This is a genomic window from Planctopirus limnophila DSM 3776 (assembly GCF_000092105.1).
GTDB classification, from domain to species: Bacteria; Planctomycetota; Planctomycetia; order Planctomycetales; family Planctomycetaceae; genus Planctopirus; species Planctopirus limnophila.
The window spans coordinates 1,892,629-1,915,625 of record NC_014148.1 but is presented as its reverse complement, the minus strand read 5'-3'; the positions used below and the strand labels follow the sequence as shown (position 1 = coordinate 1,915,625).

Annotated in this window: 17 protein-coding genes; 4 read left to right on the top strand and 13 right to left on the bottom strand. The window is 51.5% G+C overall.

Features of this window, described 5'->3' with window-relative positions; translation table 11 throughout:
- The first annotated feature begins 238 nt into the window (after window positions 1-238).
- Both PLIM_RS07700 and PLIM_RS07695 read left to right on the top strand, forming a co-directional pair.
- Window positions 239-946, top strand: coding sequence for a response regulator (locus tag PLIM_RS07700; protein WP_013109749.1), 708 nt, complete (start codon window positions 239-241; stop codon window positions 944-946).
- 663 nt (window positions 947-1,609) lie between these two features.
- A complete protein-coding gene (locus PLIM_RS07695) occupies window positions 1,610-3,079 on the top strand; it encodes a hypothetical protein (protein ID WP_013109748.1) in 1,470 nt (489 codons plus the stop codon).
- A 608-nt stretch (window positions 3,080-3,687) separates the two neighbouring features.
- On the opposite strand, the gene PLIM_RS07690 is transcribed toward PLIM_RS07695, so the two are convergent.
- The 8 genes from PLIM_RS07690 to PLIM_RS07655 all read right to left on the bottom strand — a co-directional run bounded on the left by PLIM_RS07690 (window position 3,688) and on the right by PLIM_RS07655 (window position 14,333).
- The gene (locus PLIM_RS07690) at window positions 3,688-4,173 is read right to left on the bottom strand and encodes a hypothetical protein (protein ID WP_196349544.1); all 486 of its coding nucleotides are present in this window, start codon (window positions 4,171-4,173) and stop codon (window positions 3,688-3,690) included.
- 233 nt (window positions 4,174-4,406) lie between these two features.
- Window positions 4,407-5,774, bottom strand: a complete 1,368-nt coding sequence (locus PLIM_RS07685) for a class I mannose-6-phosphate isomerase (RefSeq protein ID WP_148227028.1) — start codon at window positions 5,772-5,774, stop codon at window positions 4,407-4,409.
- 155 nt (window positions 5,775-5,929) lie between these two features.
- On the bottom strand, window positions 5,930-7,168 hold the full coding sequence (locus tag PLIM_RS07680; RefSeq protein WP_013109745.1) for a glycosyltransferase: 1,239 nt from the start codon (window positions 7,166-7,168) through the stop codon (window positions 5,930-5,932).
- 89 nt (window positions 7,169-7,257) lie between these two features.
- Complete coding sequence (locus PLIM_RS07675) at window positions 7,258-8,346, bottom strand: DUF1559 domain-containing protein (RefSeq protein WP_013109744.1); 1,089 nt, start codon at window positions 8,344-8,346, stop codon at window positions 7,258-7,260.
- 98 nt (window positions 8,347-8,444) lie between these two features.
- Window positions 8,445-10,361, bottom strand: coding sequence for a hypothetical protein (locus tag PLIM_RS07670; RefSeq protein ID WP_013109743.1), 1,917 nt, complete (start codon window positions 10,359-10,361; stop codon window positions 8,445-8,447).
- Entirely contained in the window at window positions 10,358-11,959 is a 1,602-nt protein-coding gene (locus tag PLIM_RS07665; protein ID WP_013109742.1) for a glycosyltransferase, read from the bottom strand. Before PLIM_RS07665 ends, PLIM_RS07670 begins: the two co-directional genes overlap by 4 nt.
- A gap of 253 nt (window positions 11,960-12,212) precedes the next feature.
- Window positions 12,213-12,761 (bottom strand): hypothetical protein, encoded by a 549-nt coding sequence (locus tag PLIM_RS22655; RefSeq protein ID WP_148227027.1) that lies wholly within the window; start codon window positions 12,759-12,761, stop codon window positions 12,213-12,215.
- Between the two features lie 345 nt (window positions 12,762-13,106).
- Window positions 13,107-14,333, bottom strand: a complete 1,227-nt coding sequence (locus tag PLIM_RS07655) for a GTP-binding protein (protein WP_013109740.1) — start codon at window positions 14,331-14,333, stop codon at window positions 13,107-13,109.
- Between the two features lie 275 nt (window positions 14,334-14,608).
- On the opposite strand from PLIM_RS07655, the gene PLIM_RS07650 reads away from it, so the two are divergent.
- Together PLIM_RS07650 and PLIM_RS07645 are read left to right on the top strand one after the other, a co-directional pair.
- A complete protein-coding gene (locus tag PLIM_RS07650; protein WP_013109739.1) occupies window positions 14,609-15,385 on the top strand; it encodes a sulfite exporter TauE/SafE family protein in 777 nt (258 codons plus the stop codon).
- Between the two features lie 205 nt (window positions 15,386-15,590).
- A complete protein-coding gene (locus tag PLIM_RS07645; protein WP_013109738.1) occupies window positions 15,591-17,174 on the top strand; it encodes an aldehyde dehydrogenase (NADP(+)) in 1,584 nt (527 codons plus the stop codon).
- Between the two features lie 104 nt (window positions 17,175-17,278).
- Here the strand turns inward: PLIM_RS07645 and PLIM_RS07640 are convergent, their stop codons facing one another.
- The 5 genes from PLIM_RS07640 to PLIM_RS07620 all read right to left on the bottom strand — a co-directional run bounded on the left by PLIM_RS07640 (window position 17,279) and on the right by PLIM_RS07620 (window position 22,996).
- A complete protein-coding gene (locus PLIM_RS07640) occupies window positions 17,279-19,414 on the bottom strand; it encodes a serine/threonine protein kinase (RefSeq protein ID WP_390416243.1) in 2,136 nt (711 codons plus the stop codon).
- A gap of 381 nt (window positions 19,415-19,795) precedes the next feature.
- Entirely contained in the window at window positions 19,796-20,266 is a 471-nt protein-coding gene (locus PLIM_RS07635) for a tRNA (cytidine(34)-2'-O)-methyltransferase (protein ID WP_013109736.1), read from the bottom strand.
- 347 nt (window positions 20,267-20,613) lie between these two features.
- Window positions 20,614-20,928, bottom strand: a complete 315-nt coding sequence (locus PLIM_RS07630) for an RNA recognition motif domain-containing protein (RefSeq protein ID WP_013109735.1) — start codon at window positions 20,926-20,928, stop codon at window positions 20,614-20,616.
- 15 nt (window positions 20,929-20,943) lie between these two features.
- Window positions 20,944-21,405 carry a hypothetical protein gene (locus PLIM_RS07625; RefSeq protein WP_148227025.1) on the bottom strand — a complete coding sequence of 154 codons (462 nt, stop codon included), beginning with the start codon at window positions 21,403-21,405 and terminating at the stop codon, window positions 20,944-20,946.
- Window positions 21,406-21,787: 382 nt separating this feature from the next.
- The gene (locus PLIM_RS07620) at window positions 21,788-22,996 is read right to left on the bottom strand and encodes an aminotransferase class I/II-fold pyridoxal phosphate-dependent enzyme (protein ID WP_013109734.1); all 1,209 of its coding nucleotides are present in this window, start codon (window positions 22,994-22,996) and stop codon (window positions 21,788-21,790) included.
- Window position 22,997 lies beyond the last annotated feature (1 nt).

The following is a 22,997-nucleotide window of genomic DNA, read 5'->3' as shown; positions in this document are numbered from 1 at the left end:
AGTCAGTTGATGAAGTTCTTGTGAATAAACACTTTCACCCACTTCCAGCGAGTGACGGCGAGAATCCTTCGGCTATTCTTACGCAAAAAAGATTTGAGGTATTTATACGGTAATCTTCGGAAGTTGCCTGCAGCTTAAATTGCCTGGCAAACGGAGAAATGTTTCTGGCTACTTGATTCTTCAGAATCCACTCATTTGACCAACGAGTTCTTGTCTCAGTCGTCATCATTGGGGTTGTATGGCCAAGCCGAAAGTTCTTTTGATCGAAGATGAAAGATCTCTGATCGATATTCTGACTTACAATCTTGAAAAAGAGGGGTTCGAAGTCACGTCGGCCTCTGATGGTCAGGATGGTCTGCGGCGAGCACAGGCCATGACGCCGGATCTGGTGATTCTTGACCTGATGCTCCCTGTGATCGATGGCCTTGAAGTGTGCCGTCAGCTACGCAGTGACCCAAAGCTACCGAACTGCAGGATTTTGATGCTCACTGCCCGAGCAGAGGAAGTTGACGAGATTGTCGGCTTCAACATGGGGGCGGATGATTATGTGGCCAAGCCGTTTAAAGTGAAGCCCCTGATTCATCGAATCAAGGCTCTGTTGCGACGATCTCAGGCGGGTGAGCAATCACGAGATGTGATTGTGACGAGAGGAATCGAGATTGATCGGATCAATCATACGGCTCGCCTGAATGGCGAAGAGTTGCATCTGACACCCACCGAATTTCGATTGCTCTGGACTCTGGCACGTTCACCTGGCCGACCCTTTGGCCGAAATGAATTGATGGATCGTTGCCGAGGTGAAGATGCCAATGCACTCGAACGAACGATTGATGTTCATGTGCGTTCGTTAAGACAGAAGCTGGGGGCACTGGCAGATATTGTGGAGACAGTGCGTGGAGTTGGTTATCGATTCCGTGCCGAGAACTCTGAAGTCATTGCCGAGTGAATTTTCTTCAACTTAATTTGGCAGCCCCTCTGTTGAAAATGTTGGATTAAGACCGACGCCACGAGTGGCTGGCATTTTCTGACAGAGTGCGACGGTGCTATTCCAGAGCTTGGCTTACGGATGGCAGTGCAGAGTACAGATACACCATCCATATGGCTCCTGCGAATGTCACTCTCCTTAGCAACGAGCCTGAACTTTCCAGGGATCTTGAACCGGTCTAACCGTACTTCCGAGCACTTTCGACCCATTGCCCGGTTCAGATTTACAGTGCAGCTTTAACGGTTGCATGGATTGCACCGTCCAGTGCTTACTGTAATTCAAGCAGTCGCGAGTTCCCGCCTCGATTGAGCTGCGGAATCGTGTGCTATGTTTCCCAGTGAGGAAGTAACCCGCTGGATGATCAATCACAGGCTGTGGTCAAAACAGAGTCTGTAGAATCGGTCTTGTGATTGATTCATGATCCGAAGAATCATTGAAAAGTATCAGAGATCAACTCGGCTCGTGTGAATTCGATTTCACCAATCGGATCAGATGATTTTTCTGAAAACGAAAGTTGTTTCTCGAAAGGCGATGAACGAAGTTCTCGACACAGCGTGTGAGAACATTCAAAGATTTGTTCGCTGCTCAACAGGCTAGCGCAGCGCACAACACGACAGGCATGTCATGCGGAATGAATCAGAACTTCCAGTCGATGAAGACCGACTGTTCGAAAATCTCGAGCAAGTTGAGAAATCTTTGTTTGAAATGGATTCATCAGCAGACTCTGTCGATCCGACCGACATTCAATCGACAGAGACGCCCAGTGCCGGGCAGCATTTCTCCGGTCTTCCCGCGAATTGGGAAAGGTCACCTGAGACGGCAGAGATCTCTGCACAAGACTTCGAGGATCTGATCCGCGCACGAACAGCCGAAACACCGTTGAGTGATCACTCTGTTGAGCAGACCTGGAGTGAGGACGTTCACCTTTCCTCGTTGGATCACCTCCCGGAAGGCCAGATCACGTCTCCCAAAATCACTACAGAACTCCAGATATCAAAGCAGCGCATGCATCCAGCATCGGTTGCAAATCCTGCCCATCGGGGTGTTGCCACTGAGCATGGACGTCACCGGAAAGAACGGTCAATCCTTGAGGAGCAGCAACGCGCGAACGAGCACTTCAAAGCTGCTGCCCTTTCGCGAATTCAATCCCTTGAAATCGAGCTGGAAAACAAGAACAGCCTGATCCAGGCACTCACTGAACGGCTGGAACAAGCTGCTGAACAGCTTGATCGACTGCATCGCACCGGGGCAGATCGGAAGGTTGTCAGCTCATCATTTGGTGCCAGTGTTGATCGACATGCCACATTAACGGCAGATATGCAAAGGTTTCTTGAACAGTGGGATGCCATGCAACCTGCTGTATTGCTGGGACAACTGGATTCTCGCCTGGCAGACATTCGGGATTATCTGTCCGACCAGTTTGAACAACTGAAAAGCCAAAATGCCTTCTATATGGGGTCAACGTCTCAGTTGTCATCGCTCAATGCAGCAGTTGACCAGACTTTAGATTCGCTGCTGGCTGACGAACAAACTGCTCATCACGAATCCTCATCTGAAGGAAACAGTGTTCTCTGGGAGAGTCTTAAATCGCAGATGCTCTCTGTCGATGAACCACCTGATACTTTCGAAGAAGGAACGAGTGGATCGGGTGTCGAATCGCTGGTTGAGACCGATTTTACCGAACCAGAAGTCCCACTCCCTTTTAACATCGAAGATTGCCAGCAACAGGAGTTTGAAACAGCGATCAATCAGCGCGACGCTTACATCAGTTGGCTGATTCGGCGATTGAGAGCCCGCGAAATCTCTGGTGGGCCACCCAACTGGGCTGCTCTGGAACACGCACCGACAGAACTTGTCGATGAATTGCGTTCTTTACAGGTTCGCCTGGAGGAACATTTACGCCTGGCTGAAGTCGAACTTTCGCTGGAGCGAGCCCGCTGTGCACGCGATCAGGCGAAGGTTCGTCAGCAGCAGGAAATCATGCGGGACAGACCCAATTCCGCTCAGAAGGAAGATCCCACACCAGCAGTTCACAATACGAAATCTGCCGAAAGACGCTGGCGGCGATTTCTTGGAACGCCACCCCGGGATTGAGTCGTTCGGACTTGCCGATGATAAGCAGGCAAGCATTTTGCCCCTTCTCCCGTTCCGACGGGAGAAGGCCGGGATGAGGGCAAGTTCAAATGTCTTTGGCGAGTGGTTAATGATTGACCTCATCGCGACGCGCTCTTGATCTCTTGCCATGGCGAGATAATCGGCGCTCGTGCGGAAGCGAGGCGAACAACTCACTCCCATCGGCCAACCCTCCGCGAAAAGCTCACATGTAACTCTCTCGGAGACGGCTGCACTCAAGAGATCTGTTGCAGGAGTTCCACAATCGTCAATAAACCTCAACAGCCCATGTTGTATTTTTGATTCAACGTTCAGCAATGGCAGAATTCCCGTGCTAAAGCTCGGGTTATCTTTTGACCTTCACTCGAAGAAAGCTACGTTTTCATGCGTCATTGAATTGCACATCCTGAGACGTTAGCCGCAAGCAAGGGTACTGCGACCTGCCGCCCCCCTGGGGGCAGTCGCTGCGTGGGCTCTTGGGCCGCGCCGAGAGCCCACGCTCTTCTGTCCATCGAGCGATTTCGTCCTAACGCTACCGTTTGATTATTACTTGTCGAGAAGACCAGATCCTGCAGTGCAGGCCAGTTGAATCAAACTGATCGACCTGCACTGCGATCGAGGCACTTCAGCGGCATCAGAAGTATTTCACCGCTGAAGAATGGGGTCGAATCGACGTAGCCTTCAAATTCCATGCGGGCCGAAACTGGGGCATCAACACTTACAGCTCGCGAAAGCACGTATAATCGGTGACCGGTCAGGGCTGCGTGATGAAATTCGAGGCCATAGATTCCACCGATTCCGAAATTGATCCCCATGCCTCCAAAATCGAGACGCTTGAGATAGTACGCACTCACCTGAGCCGCCACTTCCGTCCAGCGTGGCCCAGCCTGGATGGTTCCCTGACCAACAGTCTTCGCATTGATCTCAGAGGCAAAAGGGTTGTCTGCCAGATGCCGATAGCCCAGAATTTCCTGCCGATCATCATCGATGGAAAGGATTCCATCGAGCTGATGCATCTCAAAACGCTGAGGATTCACAGTATGAATTTGATCAGCGGTAATCAGATCTGGCAGCAAATGCCAATCACCAGGATCAGGTAATGGACTACGATGCACTGGATCTAGGGCGATACCAGGGCTACGACCAGAGAAATCTTCAGTCGATGAAACTGTCTTTTGCTGGCCCGTTGTCTGAATCATACCTGTGGTCCTGATAGCCCTTAAACCAATAATCCTGTGCAGTTCACACCGACTTGTCTGGGCCTAAGTATTGAACAATCCGCTCTCGATCATGAACCATCTGTTCAGGTTTATCGTGGGACACTCGCTGGTGAGTTGCAACCGAGAGAGGAAGACGATGTCAGCAGCAAAATTGATACCGATGCTCCTTTTGACCTGAGCGATACTTCTCTCAGATCAACCGGAAGCAATCGAACATCCCGTGGCGCAAGGAGTTCTGTGCCATGCTCCCAGATTAATTCAAGCTCACCATCAATGACACACAAGACGGTCATTTCTTCAAGATTCAGGAATTGAAGATCGTTTCCAATCTTTCGAAAGCGAATTTGAAATGGATCGTGGGGAGCCGTGATATGCCGAATCAATCTCGATGACGGCTCATGCTGTGTCGTTTGATCGACATGACTTATCGAATGGCTTTCCCAGAGTAACGAATGTGAAACCTGTGGAAGTCCAGTTCCCGAACGGATCGCCCGGGCAGCCTCCCGCGGATGCAGCGTACGCAGTTCGCCATCACTTCCACGCCGCCCATAATCATCAATTCGGTAGGTCACATCGACTGGAGTCTGAACCTCCAGAATGGTCACTCCACGAACAGTATGAACACTTCCCGGAGGCAGAATCGCCCATTGTCCTGCCTCGACTGGAAGTCGTGTCAACAAGCCAGCTTCCAGAAGTTCATGCTCACGCGCTCCCGCTTCGACCTGTTGTGCTAACTCTTCCCGCTGATCTTCTCTCACGGGACCAACAATAATTTCACTATCAATCGCAGTTTCCACCACGAGCCAGAACTCAAATTTGCCGTTCTTTCCTCGCACTTCATCAAGTGACTCGGTAGGACTTTCTGATGTCTCTTTGTTGTTAGCTGAATCCGGATTGAACAGCCTCAGTTGTTCTTTTTCAGGCAATCCACCGGAGTTACATCCAGGAATTACAGCGGGATGGACCTGCAGCGAGAGCCAGTCGTTGCATTCCAGATGCTTCACCAGCCACGGAAACTCAGGTGGTTGCTCATCAGATTGCTCCGTTGCGAACGAAGAGCCGGCGAGCGATGCCCCAAATTTCTGCCAGAGTTGCTGCAGTGTCCAGATCTCCTGCTGACCACTTTCCGATGGATGCTGGCCGACCATCTTGAGACGCGACGATTTTCCTTCGACGCCTGAGATCTCCCACGATTCGCCAATCCGGCAAATCTCATTGCCGTTAACCAATGACGAATAGTCAGAGGTCTTCTGCTTTCGCGCGGCGTGCTCGAGCAGTTTACATCCTCCCCAGACCTTCGGAACCAGTTCGGGTTCAAAAGCTAATGGGCGAATCGAACCCATCAATCCACTCAGAGTTTCACCAGACCCGGTCAATTCAGAACTTTCCAAAGGGATCAAACGTCCAAGTCGATCATCAACAGTCAGGAATTGACTCGTTTCGATTTCAGTTTCCATCGAGTTCACCATGATCGCCAGCTGATTTCCAAACATATTGAACTGGACACACCGATGCCGAGTGACAGTTCTGTTTTTCTCGATCGTTACTTGAACCGCATACGCGACTTTTGCGGTCGGCACCTGCAAGGCCATGATCACAAAAAGCATTCACTTCAAATCGACTGGGTGGCCGACACAATAACTTCCGTCTCTTCGACAATGCGTATCTGGAAGGGTGACAAGACTTCATAAGTCACCCCTCGCCATTCGATCCGACGAGCAAATTGAGCTCGCAGGACACACCAGAGATTCATGGTTTGGACAAACATCATCCAAACCGGTATCAAAGCCCAGACCCACCATGCTCCCCAGAGCCTTCGACGCGGGCTGGAAAGACTCAGAACCGCTCTCTCCAGCAATAACAGCAGCAGGCACAGCGTCGATTGGAACAACACGGCAGCACCAATCGCCATTAAGGCCTCGTTTCCATATCCACGCAGAGCTGCCACTACAGAGAAGATCAACGAGCCCTCGACCACCAGGAAGACAGACAGGCCATGCAACAAGACAAACCACCAGTTCGAGTGATAAAGCCTGGTATTGAGTAACTGTCTGGTCACCCACCGGCGGAAGGAATTCACACTGATATCTTCTCGATTCACCATCATTAACGTAGGGACAAACTGTACCTTAAGATTCATCTCTCGTAAGGCATCCTGTGTCATCGTGTCCTCACAGATGGCTTTGCTCCATCGTTCAGCCAGTTTCAACTGATCAAAAACCTCCCGGCGAAATGCCAAAGTGCCACCCCAGGCAATATGCAGCTCCGTCATCAAGGCCTGTGCTGCCACATTCCACAGATAGCGCATGACCGCCCCAGGTGTGGCAGCTTCCGGTGCATACCAGCGTCCTCCCGTCGCTGCGCCAACACCCGGTTGATTTAAAGCCGCGGCCAATTCTCGCAACCAGGTCGCGTGCGGCACTGTATCCGCGTCAAGAAATGCCAGCATTTCTATCGACGGGTCGATCGTTTCCAGCGCTTCAATCTGGCTGCCGCACTTCAGACTGCAACCCGCTCTCCGCTTCAGATGAGGTTGTATCGTCACATGACTGGCATGGAGTTCTGCCTTGATGCGGTGCACGATCTCCCAAGCTGTATCGTGAACAGAATCCACGATCAGCTTCACGACATACTGAGGATAATCCTGTGCAAAGATGGAACGTAGTGTTGCTTCCAGAAAAGGATCTGAGCCACGCAGGCACATCACGACCATCGCTTTGGGGCATTGCTCATCCGGATAAGGAGGCTGTGCGCAATGACTCAACGATCTCAGCACACGGTACGCAATCACCATGTGAATGAGCACCATAGCCATCGAGAGCAGTAATAATCCGCCAGCGATATAGTACATAAAGACTTCAATGCCTAGAGATCTGGCAACTGTGCCGAAAAAGTAACACCACAGAAAATCAGGTCAGAACATATTCCAGATGACACCCATTAGAACTCACCGATCACTTCCCCCCCTGAACGAGAACCCAGGCGGCCCCAGACACCGTAAGGAGAAGCTGTCCCGGTATCTGGTTGAGGAGGCTGGCTCGACAAAGTCCCTGTATCGATGTTGTCGGAGACAAATCTCACAGAGCCATCCAGCATCAGGACATGGACCCCACCTGTATGACGACTGCTGGCACTAAAAAAACCAGTCCCCCAGTGATCTGGAGCGGTCACAAAACAGGAGGCTGAGTTGGGGGGGAGAATTGTCGAAAACGACGTAAAATATGCAGCACCATCTGCCCAACGATAACCAAAGGCGGTATCGCCCAGATAGACGGGTATGACGCTGCTGTACTCACGGGAACCCGATGGCAATTGAATCTGGCAAGATGTCGGATTGGTCCCGTCGGCTAACTCAGTGCGAATACCAATTTCTCGAATTCTCGTTGGCCTGACTCCCTCTGACATAGCAATGGTGTTACTGCTGCCATCTGTGATATCTGCCAGACGGTAACACTTCAGAGATCCAAAACCACCACGGGAACCAACAATTACGGGTGTTGTTGAGGTCGAATTACTTCCGGACGAAGAAAGGGTGTCACCCGCACTGAAAACATAATTCAAGTACCCCTGCTGATTCGGTGACCCCGAAGGATCAATGCCGGTGGAATCGGAGGGACACACCAGCGAAGGAATTTTTGCCTGCCAGACAGCATTCCCTCCCCAGGGAACCTGATTGACCGACTGGATTTGAGAAAACAGTGGTGCCTGATCAATGAACGGCAGTAGCGCCACAAAACCACTCCAGCGATTGGCTCCAGTCGAAGCTGATAACGCCGGAGTCCCCGGGCCGGTCTGACGTGGGGGAAGCATTCGGGAGGCATCATGATAATTGTGAATCGCCAATCCCAACTGCTTCAAGTGATTACGGCACTGTGTGCGCCGGGCAGCTTCACGAGCCTGTTGGACAGCAGGTAGCAACAGCGCAATCAGCACAGCAATAATCGAAATCACAACCAGCAACTCAATGAGCGTAAATCCACGCTGGTTCTTCGTTGCCGGAGAAATCGCACACATATCGTTTAACAACATTCATTCGCTCCGAGTACTTTTCGCAAGATTCATACAAACTGAATTTAAACGTCAGGAACAACGACTCAGCAGATATCCAAAGAGTTTGTATCGTTCTCTTACGGTGCGGCATAACTTGCAAGCTGTGATTCCTGGATCCCGGCATAATAGATCTCTACAGCATGAGACGATTCACCGGTCGTCTGAGAGATTCGCTCTGTCGTTACCACTTCATGAACTTTGTGAGCTTTATATCTCTCTAAGAGATCTTTACGTTCTCTTTCCATCATGCACTGCGTATCGACCAACAGATAAAATGGCTGCTTGAGCCACGGAAGTGTATAAATAGAAATATCATGAAACCCGGCCTCTGCAGCAAAGACCTCACCTAAAGGGGAGTTCGCGGTGACATAGACGTTATCGTCCGACTCTCTCTGCTCAATCCAATGCACTGCATCTGCGTAGAGGGCTTGAGTCGGAGTCAGTCTGAGTGGTTGTGATGCTCCCACAAAGGCCATGGCCCAGGCGAGACTGCCAACAAGACATGCCGACTTAGCGAGCAGTCCAGAAAACTGAGAGTTCTTATTTCTCACACAGAACATCATTACAAATAGACAAGCAGCCACAATTGTGACAGCGGGCGAAAGAATATAGGACACCAAGTAGTTCAAGAACCAGCGATCCGTCTGCAATGACATCAAGATGATTGAGGAGATCACTGCCAGCCACATCAGGACAGCCAGTCCCAACGGAGAGACCACCAGCCTCAAGGTATGATTAACATTCCTTACAAGACCACCTGAGTGAGAAGTTGCTACTACAGTTTCTGATTTCATCGACTCGGCCAGCTCTGCAAGAGCGGCATGAATACATAGCACCATCCATGGTGCGGCTGGCACAAGAAAACGACCGTAGCCACCGCTGGCGAAAAAGTTGAGTGAATACAATGCCGTATTGAGGAGCACAGTTCCCCACGCACCGACGACAACCAGCCATAAACCTAGAAAGATGGTGTTTTTCTCAGAGATTGCCCGCCAGAATATTTTTATCAATGAACGACTTTTCGGGGCATCCGATGACTGAATCCAAGCGGATTGAAATGAAGTTTCGGACATGGATCTGATGAGTAACAGGACTCCACCGACGACAATGAGTACGATTGCTGGAGTACCAGCAGCTTCAGCCCACATCCAGAAGCCATGCACCAGCCCACCACTTCCGTAGCTATGGTTCGCATTTCCCGACAAATATCTGTTGATGGGCATATCGTATGACTGAAAGCGATAACAGGCTGCATTCCACACCAGTTCTGGGAGCCAGACCATGAGCGCCGGGCCAAACTGCCTTAAGCTGATGAGAATAAGCGACCCGGCTGCTACGGTCACAATTGCTTCGTGACGGGACAGCATGGTCAGTCCCAGAACAATCGCAGCGAGGTACCATCGCTTTTCGATGAAAAGCCATGTCGCCAAGATGAAATAGAGCCCGCAGATGGTCTCAGTTAATGTAGTAATCGAGAGCTGAAAGTTTAGAGGAATCAGCATGAACAGTGGCCCGCACCATTCCGGGTATCTGAAGTTCAAACGTGCCGCCACTTTCGTTGTCAGAATCGCTGTGAGCGTACAGATCGCCACACTCAGAAGACGGCAAGCCAGCCAACCTGTCAGCGGCGAACCGATGATTGCAGTGAGTGCATACGGGATTGTAAACCCAGGTCGTCCCCAGACATTGAGAAACAGCACGGGTTGAGACCAGGCTCTGCGGGAGATGATGTAATGACTCACATCGTCATCATGGTACGCGCCATTCGATAAACACACCAGAACCAGTTGCAAAAGCCAGAATGGGAGCATCAGGTAACAGAATTTTGACCAGTCAATTCTTGTCTGTTCGCCATGATCCTGAGAGTAAACTTCGCCTGCGCTTTTGGAGCTCACTTCCCGATTGGTTGAACTCAGGTCTCCCTGCTTGCTCAATAATTCATTTGAGCTGTCGATCGATAAGGCTGTCGCCAACGATCCCGACGCGTGCATCATAATGTGGCTCCTGCTGGTGCAGTCGTCACTGATTCATTATCACCTTCCGAACCGACTCCATACTCGAGGAGCGTCCTGCCTTCAACTGTGGCATTCTCGGGTTGATTGATTTTGACAACGGAGGGTGCCGCAGGCGTTCCGTAAGCCTCCCAGACAGCTCCTCCAAACAGCCATAGATACCCCACCAGCCATGTCGCCTCGATCACTAACAGTGCATAGAATTCGAATTTCCAGGCAATGACAATTGATGCCATCAGGTAAATAATGACAAACGCATCCGGCCATACATACCAGGCCAGTTTGCGACGTACTTTCTTTTTACTGCTCTGCTGGCTGAATCCCTTGGGAGTCACCACCCATTGGTTGGCACGCTTAAAGACAGCTTCCAGGACAGCGATACTGCTTTGGCAGGAAAGCCCTGTCATCATCGCCATAAAGACAAAAGTACGTGGTACCAGCTTTGCGAGCCTTATATACCATGGGCCTTCATCAAAGCGAATGCGGGGGGTTCCATAAACCAGCAGAACGGCCGGAACCCAGACGAAACCCATATAACAGAGCTTGACCAGACCAGCATGTTCGGGTGCTGCATGAAGGATTAATGGCAAGGCACCGGTAATCAGCAGCATGACCAAGCTTGAAAGCATCGTAAATGGTGCGAAGAGCTGTGCTGTCGCATGAATCTTGACAGAGAGTGGCAGAGGTTGCTTCCAGACTTTTCCCAGAATCTTCAAGCCGACCTGGGCATTCCCCTTGAACCAGCGGAACAACTGCACCCGCAATCCTGAAACGGAATTGGGGAGCTCTCCGGGAGTGACATAATCTTCGACATAGACAATCCGGTACCCGAGACTTTGCGTGCGGTAGCTGAGATCCAGATCTTCCACGAGCGTATCGGCACTCCAGCCACCAGCGGCCTCCATAGCAGAGCGTTGCCAGATCCCGGCTGTTCCGTTAAAGGTAATAAAATACCCAGCCCGGTTACGGCCATTTTGTTCGACGGAGTGATGACCATCCAGAAAGAACTGTTGAGCCTGCGTCAGCACAGAATCATGGGCGTTCAAATGGCCCCATCGGCTCTGCACGACCGCCACTTCGGGGGAATCAAAGTAAGGCAACAGATGGGTTAGAAAATCGGGCTGAGGGATGAAGTCAGCATCAAAGATCGCAATAAACTCGCCTGTCACAAGTGGCATGGCGGCTTGCAGAGCACCCGCCTTGAAGCCCTGCCGATCGGTGCGGTGCAGATACTCAATATTGAGTTCCGGCTGAGATTGGCGCAATTCCTCCAGGATCCCCGCAATGATCTCCGGAGAATGATCTGTCGAGTCATCAAGAATCTGAACCTGAAGTCGATCCCGGGGATAATCGATTCGCGAAACGGCTTCGAGAATCCTGGGTGCAATGATCGATTCATTGAACATCGGTAACTGAATCGTGACGGCTGGCAAATGCTCGCGATCAATCGGCCTGGATGTTGGCTTCTGTTTCTTCCAAACACTGCGCCAATAGCGATAAGCGAGATCAAACTGGGTCAACTGAAATACAGTGTTGACCAGAGTGACGAACAACAAAGTCACAATGAGCGGAAGCAGCATCTGCGATCACGATCTGTTGGCTTTTCGATGAAGCCTCCATGCAGGTGCATCGCCCTCCTGACGATCTCGCAGTATGAAGTCGTCAAACACGCTACGTCAATTAGGGTCTGCACCATCTTCGCAGTTTTCTTACAGACCCCAAACCACCAACACATGCCAACGTAATCATGCATAATCGGTATAACTCAAGTATTCGGGATAACACGTCCCCTGAAGTCCTTGAATCAACGTCATCCATGTGACCACAAGAATACTACTCAATTGATTGAAGAGTTATGTCATGCCGCAACCATTGGGGGCCGGGCTGCAGAGGGTTTGAGAACTTGCGTTTGTCCCATTTCGAAAAACAGGTCTCGCGATGGGTTGGCAGAGCCTGGGAGAGGATCGATTTTTCGAGTTCGGCGAGCGCAACAAAGAGACGTCCTAACAACATTTTGAGTGCCGGCCATTCACCCTCTGTGGCCGTTCTTTGCGGGGGCATTTCTTCCGTGGACCAGCCAAAATCGATCCGTCGAGCATCCACCAGAAAGAGTGGTGCCAATCCTGATCGGCGCAGCATCACCCGACCATCATGTGGATTTCCAAAGCAGACTCCAAAGCCCCACAGTACGAGCAGATTCTCACCTAAGTTCCACTCATAGCGGCTGCTGCAGGGATGAGGCCTGGGGCAAGGAACTTTTCGTCCACCGGCCCGCAGTAACAGATTCCCTTCTGTGCGAATATCCTGACCCAGGCACCACAAATAATAGTCGAGAAGCTCCGAGACCTCCGAGACGAATTCTTCTCCGCACTTACTCATCATGAATTTCTGTGAGTCGCGAAGCTGACGGTCGATCGCTCTGGATTCATCGAATGTCGCCCCTTGCGACAAGCCCGGTTCACGATCAAGAGTTTGTCTTTCCGACGAGCTCAACCATAACCGCCGAAAAATACTCCCAACCTCTGCAAGTTGCGGTTCTTTGGAAACTCCCAGATATTTTGACTTATCGATGAGTTTGCGCACCACGACCTCATACCGAGGGAAACGACCTGCTGGAACGGCACGATCCCACCAAAGAAAACAAGTCTCATCGCACTAAAGCAGAGGCATGCTTTTCAGAATGGCCTGAATCGAGAAGTCATCGAGCCTGCCACGCCCCAGTGTCTGTTACTTGTCCGAGCCTGTCACATCCTGGTCCACAAAATTCCATGGGGTGAAAGGATCTTCCCAGGCCGACCAGACAGAACTTCCTGCTTCGATTTCTTCATCTGTGAGTAAGCAATCATCAAGGAGTTCCGAGACAGCCTCCTCAGACAGCCCCTGACCAATCAGGACCAGCTCCTGTCGGCGATCGCCAAAAGGTTCCTGCCATTGGCACTCTAGGACGGCTCGCTCTTCAGGATCTTCCACATCATCGAGACCACCGATCGCGGCAAACCATGTTCCGGCAGGATCGAGAGCAAACACTCCTCCCGCTTGCGACCATTGCCCGGCATAATCATGCCTTGTGGCCAGCCAGACAATTCCCTTCGAACGCACAATACTGTCAAACAGCGGGCTTTGTATGGCTTCGAAGAGTCGAGCCGGGTGAAAGGGTCGCCGGGCACGATAAATCACGCTGTCAAAGCCATAGGTTTCACTTTCCGAAACTTCAGCACCCCGAGGAACAACCAGCCAATCCTGCGATTGCCCGGCCCAATCCATCGAAAATCTCTGCGTGTTCAGGATCTCATTCAAAGGGAGCTGCCCACGTGTGGCACGCACAATTCGCGCATCAGGATTGAGCTGGTGCAGGAGCGATTCCAGCCCTTCCAACTGCGCGGCTGTTACCAGATCGCACTTGCTGATGATCAGCACGTTTGCGAACTCGATCTGATCCATCAGCAATTGGGCGACGTCACGATCATCGTCATCACCAAGCCCCATGCGGCGTTCAGCGAGAGTCTCGATGGATTCTATTTCTTTGGGAAAATTGACGGCATCGACCACTGTCACCAGCGTATCCAGCGTGGCGACTTCACTGAGCGAAGCCCCCTGCTCATCGACAAACGTAAAGGTCTCAGCCACAGGCAACGGCTCAGAAATTCCCGTGGATTCGACGAGCAGATAATCAAAACGCCCTTCACGAGCCAGGCGGCTGACTTCAGCCAACAGATCTTCTCGCAATGTGCAACAAATACATCCATTCGAGAATTCGACCAGCTTCTCTTCAACTTTCGAAAGCTCGGCCCCACCGGTTTTGATCAGTTGTCCATCGACATTTATCTCCGCCATGTCATTGACGATGACGGCGACTTTCATCCCTTCTCGATTCCTCAGTACATGATTCAGAAGTGTTGTTTTCCCCGCACCCAGAAATCCGGAAAGCACCGTAACAGGCAGCTTTGAAGTCATGACCAACCCTTTATTGCACACCACCAACCTCGCTCATGGTAACATATCGCAACCAAAACAGTTTTGCAACAATTTTGCATAAACATCATTTGTGCCTGTAATGCCTTGGCATGAACCCGCCACTGAAAGTTCCGGGAAATACTCGTAAGATCTGGATTACATTCTCGATCGACCGACGAATGCCTCGGTTGCGGGGATTTGAATTCATCACCAAAGTGATCTGCTGCGATTCAGTCCCTGCTCGATGCATGCAATTTTCGTAAAGAGGCACCTGCTTGGAAGAACTGTGGAATTTCATCTCACTCAGCGCTGCAGCACTCGCTGCGGGAGTCGTAAATGCCGTTGCCGGTGGCGGAACGTTGATCACTTTCCCCACGTTGACCAATGTGCTGGGCACGGCTGCTGAGGCAGGAAAGATCGCGAACGTGACCAGTACGGTGGCTCTCTTCCCCGGATCGATAGCAAGTGCTTATGGCTACCGCAGGGAAATGGCTGAGATCCGGGAATGGCGAGCGCTGCTCCTCGGTCCCAGCATTCTCGGCGGTGCAGCGGGATCACTCCTGCTCATTCTGCTTCCTGAACTTTTCTTCAAAACCGTTGTTCCATGGCTCATTCTTTTGGCCACGCTTCTGTTTCTGCTGCAGCCGACACTCTCACGTGTCATGGGAATCGGGCTGCCGCACGCCAGGCCACATGGCTGGACGCTGTGCGGCGTGCTTGTCTTTCAATTCCTTGTGGCCACTTATGGCGGTTACTTCGGTGCAGGAATTGGCATTCTCATGCTGAGCTCGCTCTCACTTCTGGGGATACCGGACATTCACCAGATGAATGCTCTGAAAACGATTCTCGCTTCTGTCATCAACGGCATCTCAGTCATCATCTTCATATTGAGCGGCAAGATCGACTGGGGTTGGGCCTGGCCGATGATTCTGGCTGCGGCAATTGGCGGCTGGCTCGGTGCAGCTTATGGACGCAAACTCCCTCGCTCACTGATTCGCTGGTTCGTGATCTTCACAGGCTTCATCGTCTCGATTTATTTTTTCCTGAAATAACAACTTGCGGCCCTTGTAAACATTTTGAAAAGCAAACAATCCACATCGCATCCACAACTATCGATTTGACAGATGCAAGTTTGCGGGGCCAATGTCCAAGAAAACAGCCCGTAAAGAACCCCAAAGCGCCTGCAATCCGTTAATCTATTTTCGACAGCTGCAAAACGATTTGCCGAATTCGCTCATGACCTTCAAAGGGATATGAATGCCAACTGCCAAAGTGCTGATTGACGGACATTGGATTTCCAGTGAAGGAGCCGCCACATTCCATGCGATGAATCCTCGCACTGGGGAAACTTTGGAAGAGAAATTCCCAGTCAGTCCGTGGTTTGAAGTTGATAAAGCCCTGCATTCTGCGGATCGCGCTTTTCAAGAGTGTCGAGCATGGCCCGGTGAGCGTTTTGCCGCATTCCTGGAGCGCTATGCCGAGCGAATTGAAGCCAGAGCGGAAGATCTGATCGCAGCTGCCCATGCCGAAACTGCCCTGCCGGTCAAACCACGTCTCGCGGATGCCGAACTTCCGCGCACGGTCAGCCAGCTCAAGCTGGCTGCTCACTGGGCTCGTGAAGGTTCATGGATGCGTCCCACAATCGATGGCAAACTCAACATCCGTTCGACGCTGGCACCGATTGGACCGGTGGCCGTCTTTGGGCCCAACAATTTCCCCTTTGCCTTCAACAGTATCGCAGGCGGTGATTTTGCTGCAGCCGTTGCCGCAGGGAACCCTGTAATTGCCAAAGGACATTCGTCTCACCCTCGGACGACGCAGCTTTTCGCAGAAGAAGCCCAGGCTGCCGCTGAAGAAACACACATGCCCAGTGGCTTTGTTCAATTGATTTACCGAACCAGCCACGAGGATGGCGCACAACTGGTTTCGCATCCACTTTTGGGAGCTATTGGCTATACCGGTGGCCGGCATGCGGGGCTGTATTTGAAATCTTCCGCTGATGCTGTCGGTAAGCCAATCTATCTCGAGTTATCGAGTGTGAACCCTGTTGTCTTCCTGCCCGGTGCCTTGGCAGAACGCGGCGAGGCTTTAGCCACAGAATATGCTGCCAGTTGCCTGATGGGTTCGGGCCAGTTCTGCACCAACCCCGGTGTCGTATTCCTGATCTCTGATTCAACCGCCGATCAGTTTGTCGCCAATGTTGTGAAATCTTTCACGGCAAATACTCCGCAACCGATGCTTGGGCCGGGGGTGCAACGGAGTTTCCTTTCAGGAGTCGAAACGTTATCCAGCCTGGGTGCCAAACTTCTTTGCGGTGGTAGTGCGGGGCCAAACCCCTGTACTTGCGAGAACACGCTGCTGCAAGTATCAGGACAACAATTCGTGGCCAATGCTGCCGGCTTTCAGACGGAGATCTTTGGCAACGGTGCTCTCTTTGTGATGTGTGAAAACCTCTCCGAGATTTCCGCCTGCCTGAAAGCTCTGGAAGGTAACCTGACAGGGGCCATTTATTCGGCCACGTCCTCAACAGAAGACGAAGCGGCGTACACTCAATTGGCCGGCATTCTCCGCCAGAAAGTGGGACGACTGCTCAACGATAAAATGCCGACTGGCGTTGCCGTCTCTCCGGCGATGAACCATGGCGGGCCGTTTCCAGCGACGGGGCATCCCGGATTTACTGCTGTCGGACTGCCAGCGTCAATCACTCGCTTCGCGGCACTGCATTGTTTTGACAATGTCCGCGACGACCGGCTCCCTCCAGCCCTGCAAAACCAGAATCCACTCGGTCTTTTGAGACTGCAGAATGGGGAATGGACGCGAGATCCACTCACGCTTCAATAAATTACAATTCGTAATATCGATTGCAGACAGATGGTGCGAAGTGTTCCTGACTCAGCATTCTTCGCACCGTCTTTGCATTTCGAAACAAACGATCTCAAGAGACTTCAGGAAATGATCGTCCGCTCATACTGAGAGGATGATCCACTGGTACCGTATTGCGATGTCGAATTGGCCGATGAGCCCGTGGATTCCTTTCCAGTCATTCTTAAATGCCGGGCCCACCAGGTTTCTGCATCGATAAGGGCCCATTCTGTCGCTGCCACCACACGTTCCAGCCTTTCGCACATTTCCCGAGCGGACTGGGGGCGTTTGGATGGCTGCTTTTCCAGACAGGACATGATCAACAGTTCGAGTGTTTGATCGATCGGCTGTCCCAGTTTTTCAGAGGGTGGAACTGGTGGTTCACTGATATGCATCCGGCACAGATCCACCAGATTTTCTCCCATGAAGACTGGCTTTCCAGTCAACAGGAAATATCCAACAGCCCCTAAGGCATAGATATCTGTCCGGTGATCGACCAGATTCGGCGTTTGAATCGCTTCCGGAGATAAATAGAGTGGTGTCCCGGTAAGAGCCGAATGAGCTGTTAAGCTCGCCTGGCGGTCTTCATCAATAGCCTTCACCAATCCGAAGTCCAGGACTTTGAGCAAGTCAGGAATTCCCCCGCGCCTGTTCAACATCAAATTGGCGGGTTTAATATCGCGGTGAACCAGCCCTTGTGTATGTGCTTCCTGTAATGAACCGCAGGCCTGCTTCAGGATCGATACGACGCGACCTTCGGGCTGTGGACCATATCGCTCAACTAAATGCTGCAGATCAATGCCATCCAGATACTCCATGGCATAGTAGAAGATTCCTTCGGGTGTTCTTCCATAATCATAAATTGCCACGGTATTGGGATGATTCAGTTGGCAGGTAATTTGCACCTCACGCTCGAACCGGGCGATCGAAGTCTCGTTCGTCTTCTCAAAACTCAGCATCTTGATGGCTGTGGGACGTCTCAACAGAGCGTGCTGTCCTTTGTAAACCGTCCCCATCCCTCCTGAACCCAATTTTTCCTCCAGCCGATACTGACCAATCTGTTTGGCATCGAGGGCTGCTTCACGAGCCTTGCGATTTAATCTTGCGACGATGATCGTGAAGACGAAGATCGCTATCGTTGATAAGCCAAAGAGTCCATAGAGCGTCCAGGCTGTCCAGCGAAGGATAATCAGCGGCCCATACGCTTCGTCCGCATCGATTTTGGTGCAGATTCCCAATTCATGCTTTGGCAGCCATGTCACCGCGACGACGGTATTGACACCGCGGTAATCAGGTACTCCATCAACATTGCTTAAAGTACGACCTTCGATTGCTTCCGATGCGGCGTAGGTCAATGGCAATTCGCTACGTCTGACTTTGGGTCGAAATCCGCGTGTCATATCGCCGCCGGGATTTTTGAGTTGAAGGTAGAGCAGCGACTCAGCATCTTTCTCATCTGGCAAGAGCCCCAGCAACATCAGTTCGGGATCGAATCGACTCTTGGATGCCATGACCCCTTCTTTGGTAAAGGCATACGTCTCACCTGTCCGTCCCATGCGTCCCAATTGCATGATACGGGTGAACTCACCCCGAGGATCCACTCGAAATACAAGCGCTGCCACCACCTGAAAATTGGCATCACGCACTGGCGCACAAACCAGAATTGTGGGCTGATTGGTAAGCCTCTCTCCCGATTCATTTCGTAAAGAGTGACGGCTTCGAAACGGTGGTGTCACGACCGTTTTGCCGTCGAACAATTTCCGAATCACCGATCGATCCGGCACCAGATCATCAACACCTTCGAGTTCCGGTTGCGAAGAAATGAGCACTTTTCCTTCGTCATCGATGACTGAAAACATCGTATATCTCTGTGCTGACATCGCTGGATGCAGTTCCTGCTTCAATTGATCCCGCAGTTCGCCCAAAGAGATCGATGCCTGGGCTTTCGCTGCTGTCGTCGAATCCGCCTGGCGAGTCTTCAGAATCTGATAGATCATCTGCCGTAACTGGGGATCATTTGCCTGAGTCAGAACCAGCGAATGCTGTGAATCCAGCCAATTCGAAAGCATTTCCGCTTCAACATCCCGCAATGTTTCCAGCTGCGATCGCAGGCTGGCCATCATGGTCGATTCGACTGCCACCCGAACTGTAAATCCCAGCACCATCAGCAGCACGATGGCCATGATCGGCCAGACCCAAAGGTGCTGACTCAAAAACATTCCTGTGCGATGCAACGTGCGGCTGGAAACTCTGGAAAGCTCAGCACCTTGGCCTTTCCGTCTGAGAAACGAAGGCAGCAGATTGCGAAAATGACTCAGCATGCTCACAGCAGATGTTCCAGCAATGATGATTTCAATGAGATCTCAGTCTGTGGCAATCCTAGCTCACATGTCGAGTTCAAGCAGATTTTCTCAATCTGTTTCTCGATAACTGTCAACCGGCAAATTCGCCAACTCGGCAGTATTCAACGGCAAGTCAGAAAGACTCATCGCTAGAAAGCCTAACTTGAATACGTCAGAACTTTTTGCCGTGAGAAATCCGAAGCATCGGAATTTTTTCCCGCAATCCTGCTCGAAAGTGAGCTACGGCGGCGAAGTTGGTTACAAACCCACATGCCCGATCTGACGGATGGCCTCATAGACGGCTGTATTGACTGTGCTGGCCAGATTCAGGCTGCGAACTTCAGGCCTCATCGGCAGGTCAATCATCTGGCCACGGCATTCTTCAATCACGGCCGGCGGCAATCCACGCGACTCGCTGCCAAACACCAGCACACTACCGGGCTTGAATTCGGCCTCCCAGATTCTGCGCGGTGCAGGATTCTCCACATACCAGAAGTCGTGGCCGGGTAACTGCTCTCGCACATCATTCAACGAATCGACCACGACGTAATCCAGCATTGGCCAGTAGTCCATCCCGGCACGCTTCAAATGGCGGGCATCCAGTACAAAACCCAACGGTCTGATCAGCCATAACCTGGCACCCACAGCCACACAAGTTCGGCCGATGTTCCCCGTATTCTGCGGAATGTCAGGCTGGTAAAGAACCACATGCAACAAAGGTGCAATCACAAACCACCCTCTGTGAACTTGAATGAGGAACACGTCCGCCAGACAACCCTGGTAGTCACTTTTGATACTTTCGTCCGCGAAACCAGATTCCTCGAAACAGCCTTAAAACAAGAAGAATAATATCGTCCTTCCCACAACCGAAGCGAACTTTGAAACGAAGCGGCTCCCTCCCGGCACCAAGCCACGTCGGCCTGGCTCAACTCCCAGAGCTCACTGAGCCGGGAGCGATCTTCGAAACGGAAAAAGCCTGCAGTGGGAAACAAGTCCTACTGCAGGCTTTGATTTTTGACTATGCCTGGATCGAAGGAATCTGTCATGAATCCATCGCTAAGCACCAGCCGGAAACCTTAGCGGCGACCGCCGAAACGGCTTCCACCACCACCACCACCACCACCGAAACCACCACTGCGTTCTTCGCGTGGACGAGCTTCGTTAACGGTCAAGGCACGGCCATTGACGTCCTTACCATTCATCGCGTTGATGGCGTCGCTGGCAGATTGTGAATCGCCGAATTCGACGAAGCCAAAACCCTTGGAGCGGCCAGTTTCACGATCCATGACGACCTGAGCTGAGCGAACTTCGCCAAAGCTCGAAAAGAGCTGCTCAAGACCACTGTTGTTGACATCGTAAGTCAAATTACCGACGTAAAGCTTCGTACCCATGACTGACAGTCCTGACTAAGAGACGGCCTGCAGTGCCGACATCCTGATGGACCGGTCATTGCGAGACTCGACACAAAAACGGCCAAAGCGACAATCGCTTTGACGACGAGATGAACAATGCCTGCAAAGCATTGCCAAACACAAAGGAACCACATGGCGCATGTGGCGAGAAAACATGTTCTTCCGTTTCATGAAGTCGGGAAAGAACATCTCGAAAAGTCCTGCGGTTAATGCAAGGACAACAGACATTTGAATCAGATGAATAGCAGCCTGATCATCAACCGAGGCACAAGGAAAACCCTGTCCGACTGACAGATTCCCCGCTGACATATTGAACAGCAGAGCCAGCTTGACCAGCAAAATGATCGCTACTGTGGTGCTCCACCACTGCAAGCCGCAACGACTCACAATTGGCTTCACAAACAGTAAACTGCAGTTAACAGCTGAAGAAAACGCTTTTTGCACGACCTGAGGCACTCAACCAGACAGCCTTAGCTCCACCCTGAGGAGGAGCAATTAAATAATCGATACGGCTGAAAGTGGTGCATTGTTCTCAGAGATTGCTGGGCGAACTCAACTGCTCGCAAAGCAACTCGGTGCTGGATAGTCGGGCATCAAACATGCCCGGCATCATCTTTAGGAAATTGTCGAAATAAATTTTCGACTCGTTCCACAGATACCAAACGAACTCAGAGGCAAACTTCAGACAGTGATCAATTTCATCTGAGAGATTATCGCCAAAAATTGTGGCTGAATAGTCCTGAATTCCCAGAAACTCTTCGATTGTTCAAAATCACACGAAATTTCCTGCTGTTTCCAGTCCGGAAGGCTATTTCCTGCAACCTCTTTGACATTTCCGTCAATTCACTCGCTCTGATCCATTCGAAAGGATCCCAGCCAGAACTTGACTCAGTTGTTGCAGATCAGAAATGCTCAGTTCACTGTGCAGACTGAGCCTCAGACGCGATGTTCCCCGAGGAACTGTGGGCGGGCGAATTGCAGCGACGAGAAAGCCTTCGACCTCCAGTTGGCGAGCCACTTCCACGACATGAGCTGGCTCCGCCAGCACTAATGAAAGAATTGGACTGCGAAAACTCTTTTCTGACAACAGGCCCAGGCCAATCATGCGTTCGCGAACAAAGTCCACCCGTTGCCACAACCGCTGTCTGCGTTCTGGCTCCTGACCGATAATCTCGATTGCTGTCGTAGCCGCTGCGCAGATTGCTTGTGGTAAAGCCGTCGAATAAATCTGCGTCCTGGCATGATTGAGCAAATATTCGCATAACACTCGCCTGCCAGTCACAAACCCGCCCAGAGCACCAATGGCCTTGCTGAGTGTCCCGATCTTTAAGGCGACTCGATCCTCAACATCCAGATATTCGCAGACACCTCTTCCCCGCTCGCCGAATACTCCAGTCCCATGAGCTTCATCCACGACCACCAGAGCATCATATGCTTCAGCAAGTTCACAAAGCTCTCTCAGTGGAGCAATATCTCCATCCATGCTGAAGACACCATCAGTGACAATCCACCTGCGACCACCATCAAACGGCTGCATCAATTGCCGCTTGAGACTCGACAGATCGTGATGATGATAGATGCGGAATCGACCTCCGCTCTGCCGGCAGCCGTCGACCAGACTGGCATGATTCAGTCGATCACAATAGACAACATCATTTTCACCGATCAGTGCAGTCAGCACACCCACATTGGCAGCGACCCCTGTCGGGAAAACGAGGGCATCTTCACATCCTTCAAACTCGGCAATTGTCTTCTCCAACTGAGCATGCCAATGGGACCGACCACTCACCAAAGCACTGGCTCTTGCTCCGACCGTCGATTCCATCGCTTTCGTGGCAGCGGCAATCACACGCGGTTCGTATGATAATCCGAGGTAATCATTCCCCGAGAGGTTTACGAGACGCTGCCCGTCAGACAGCAGACTTCCATCAGGCAACAGTTCAAAAGTCCGCCGATAACGCCGGAGATTCCCCACCTCCAGTTGATGCAGGTCCTCCTGGAGGGAATCCTGCCATTGCTCCAAAGCAGATAGGGCTCGAAATGTCATG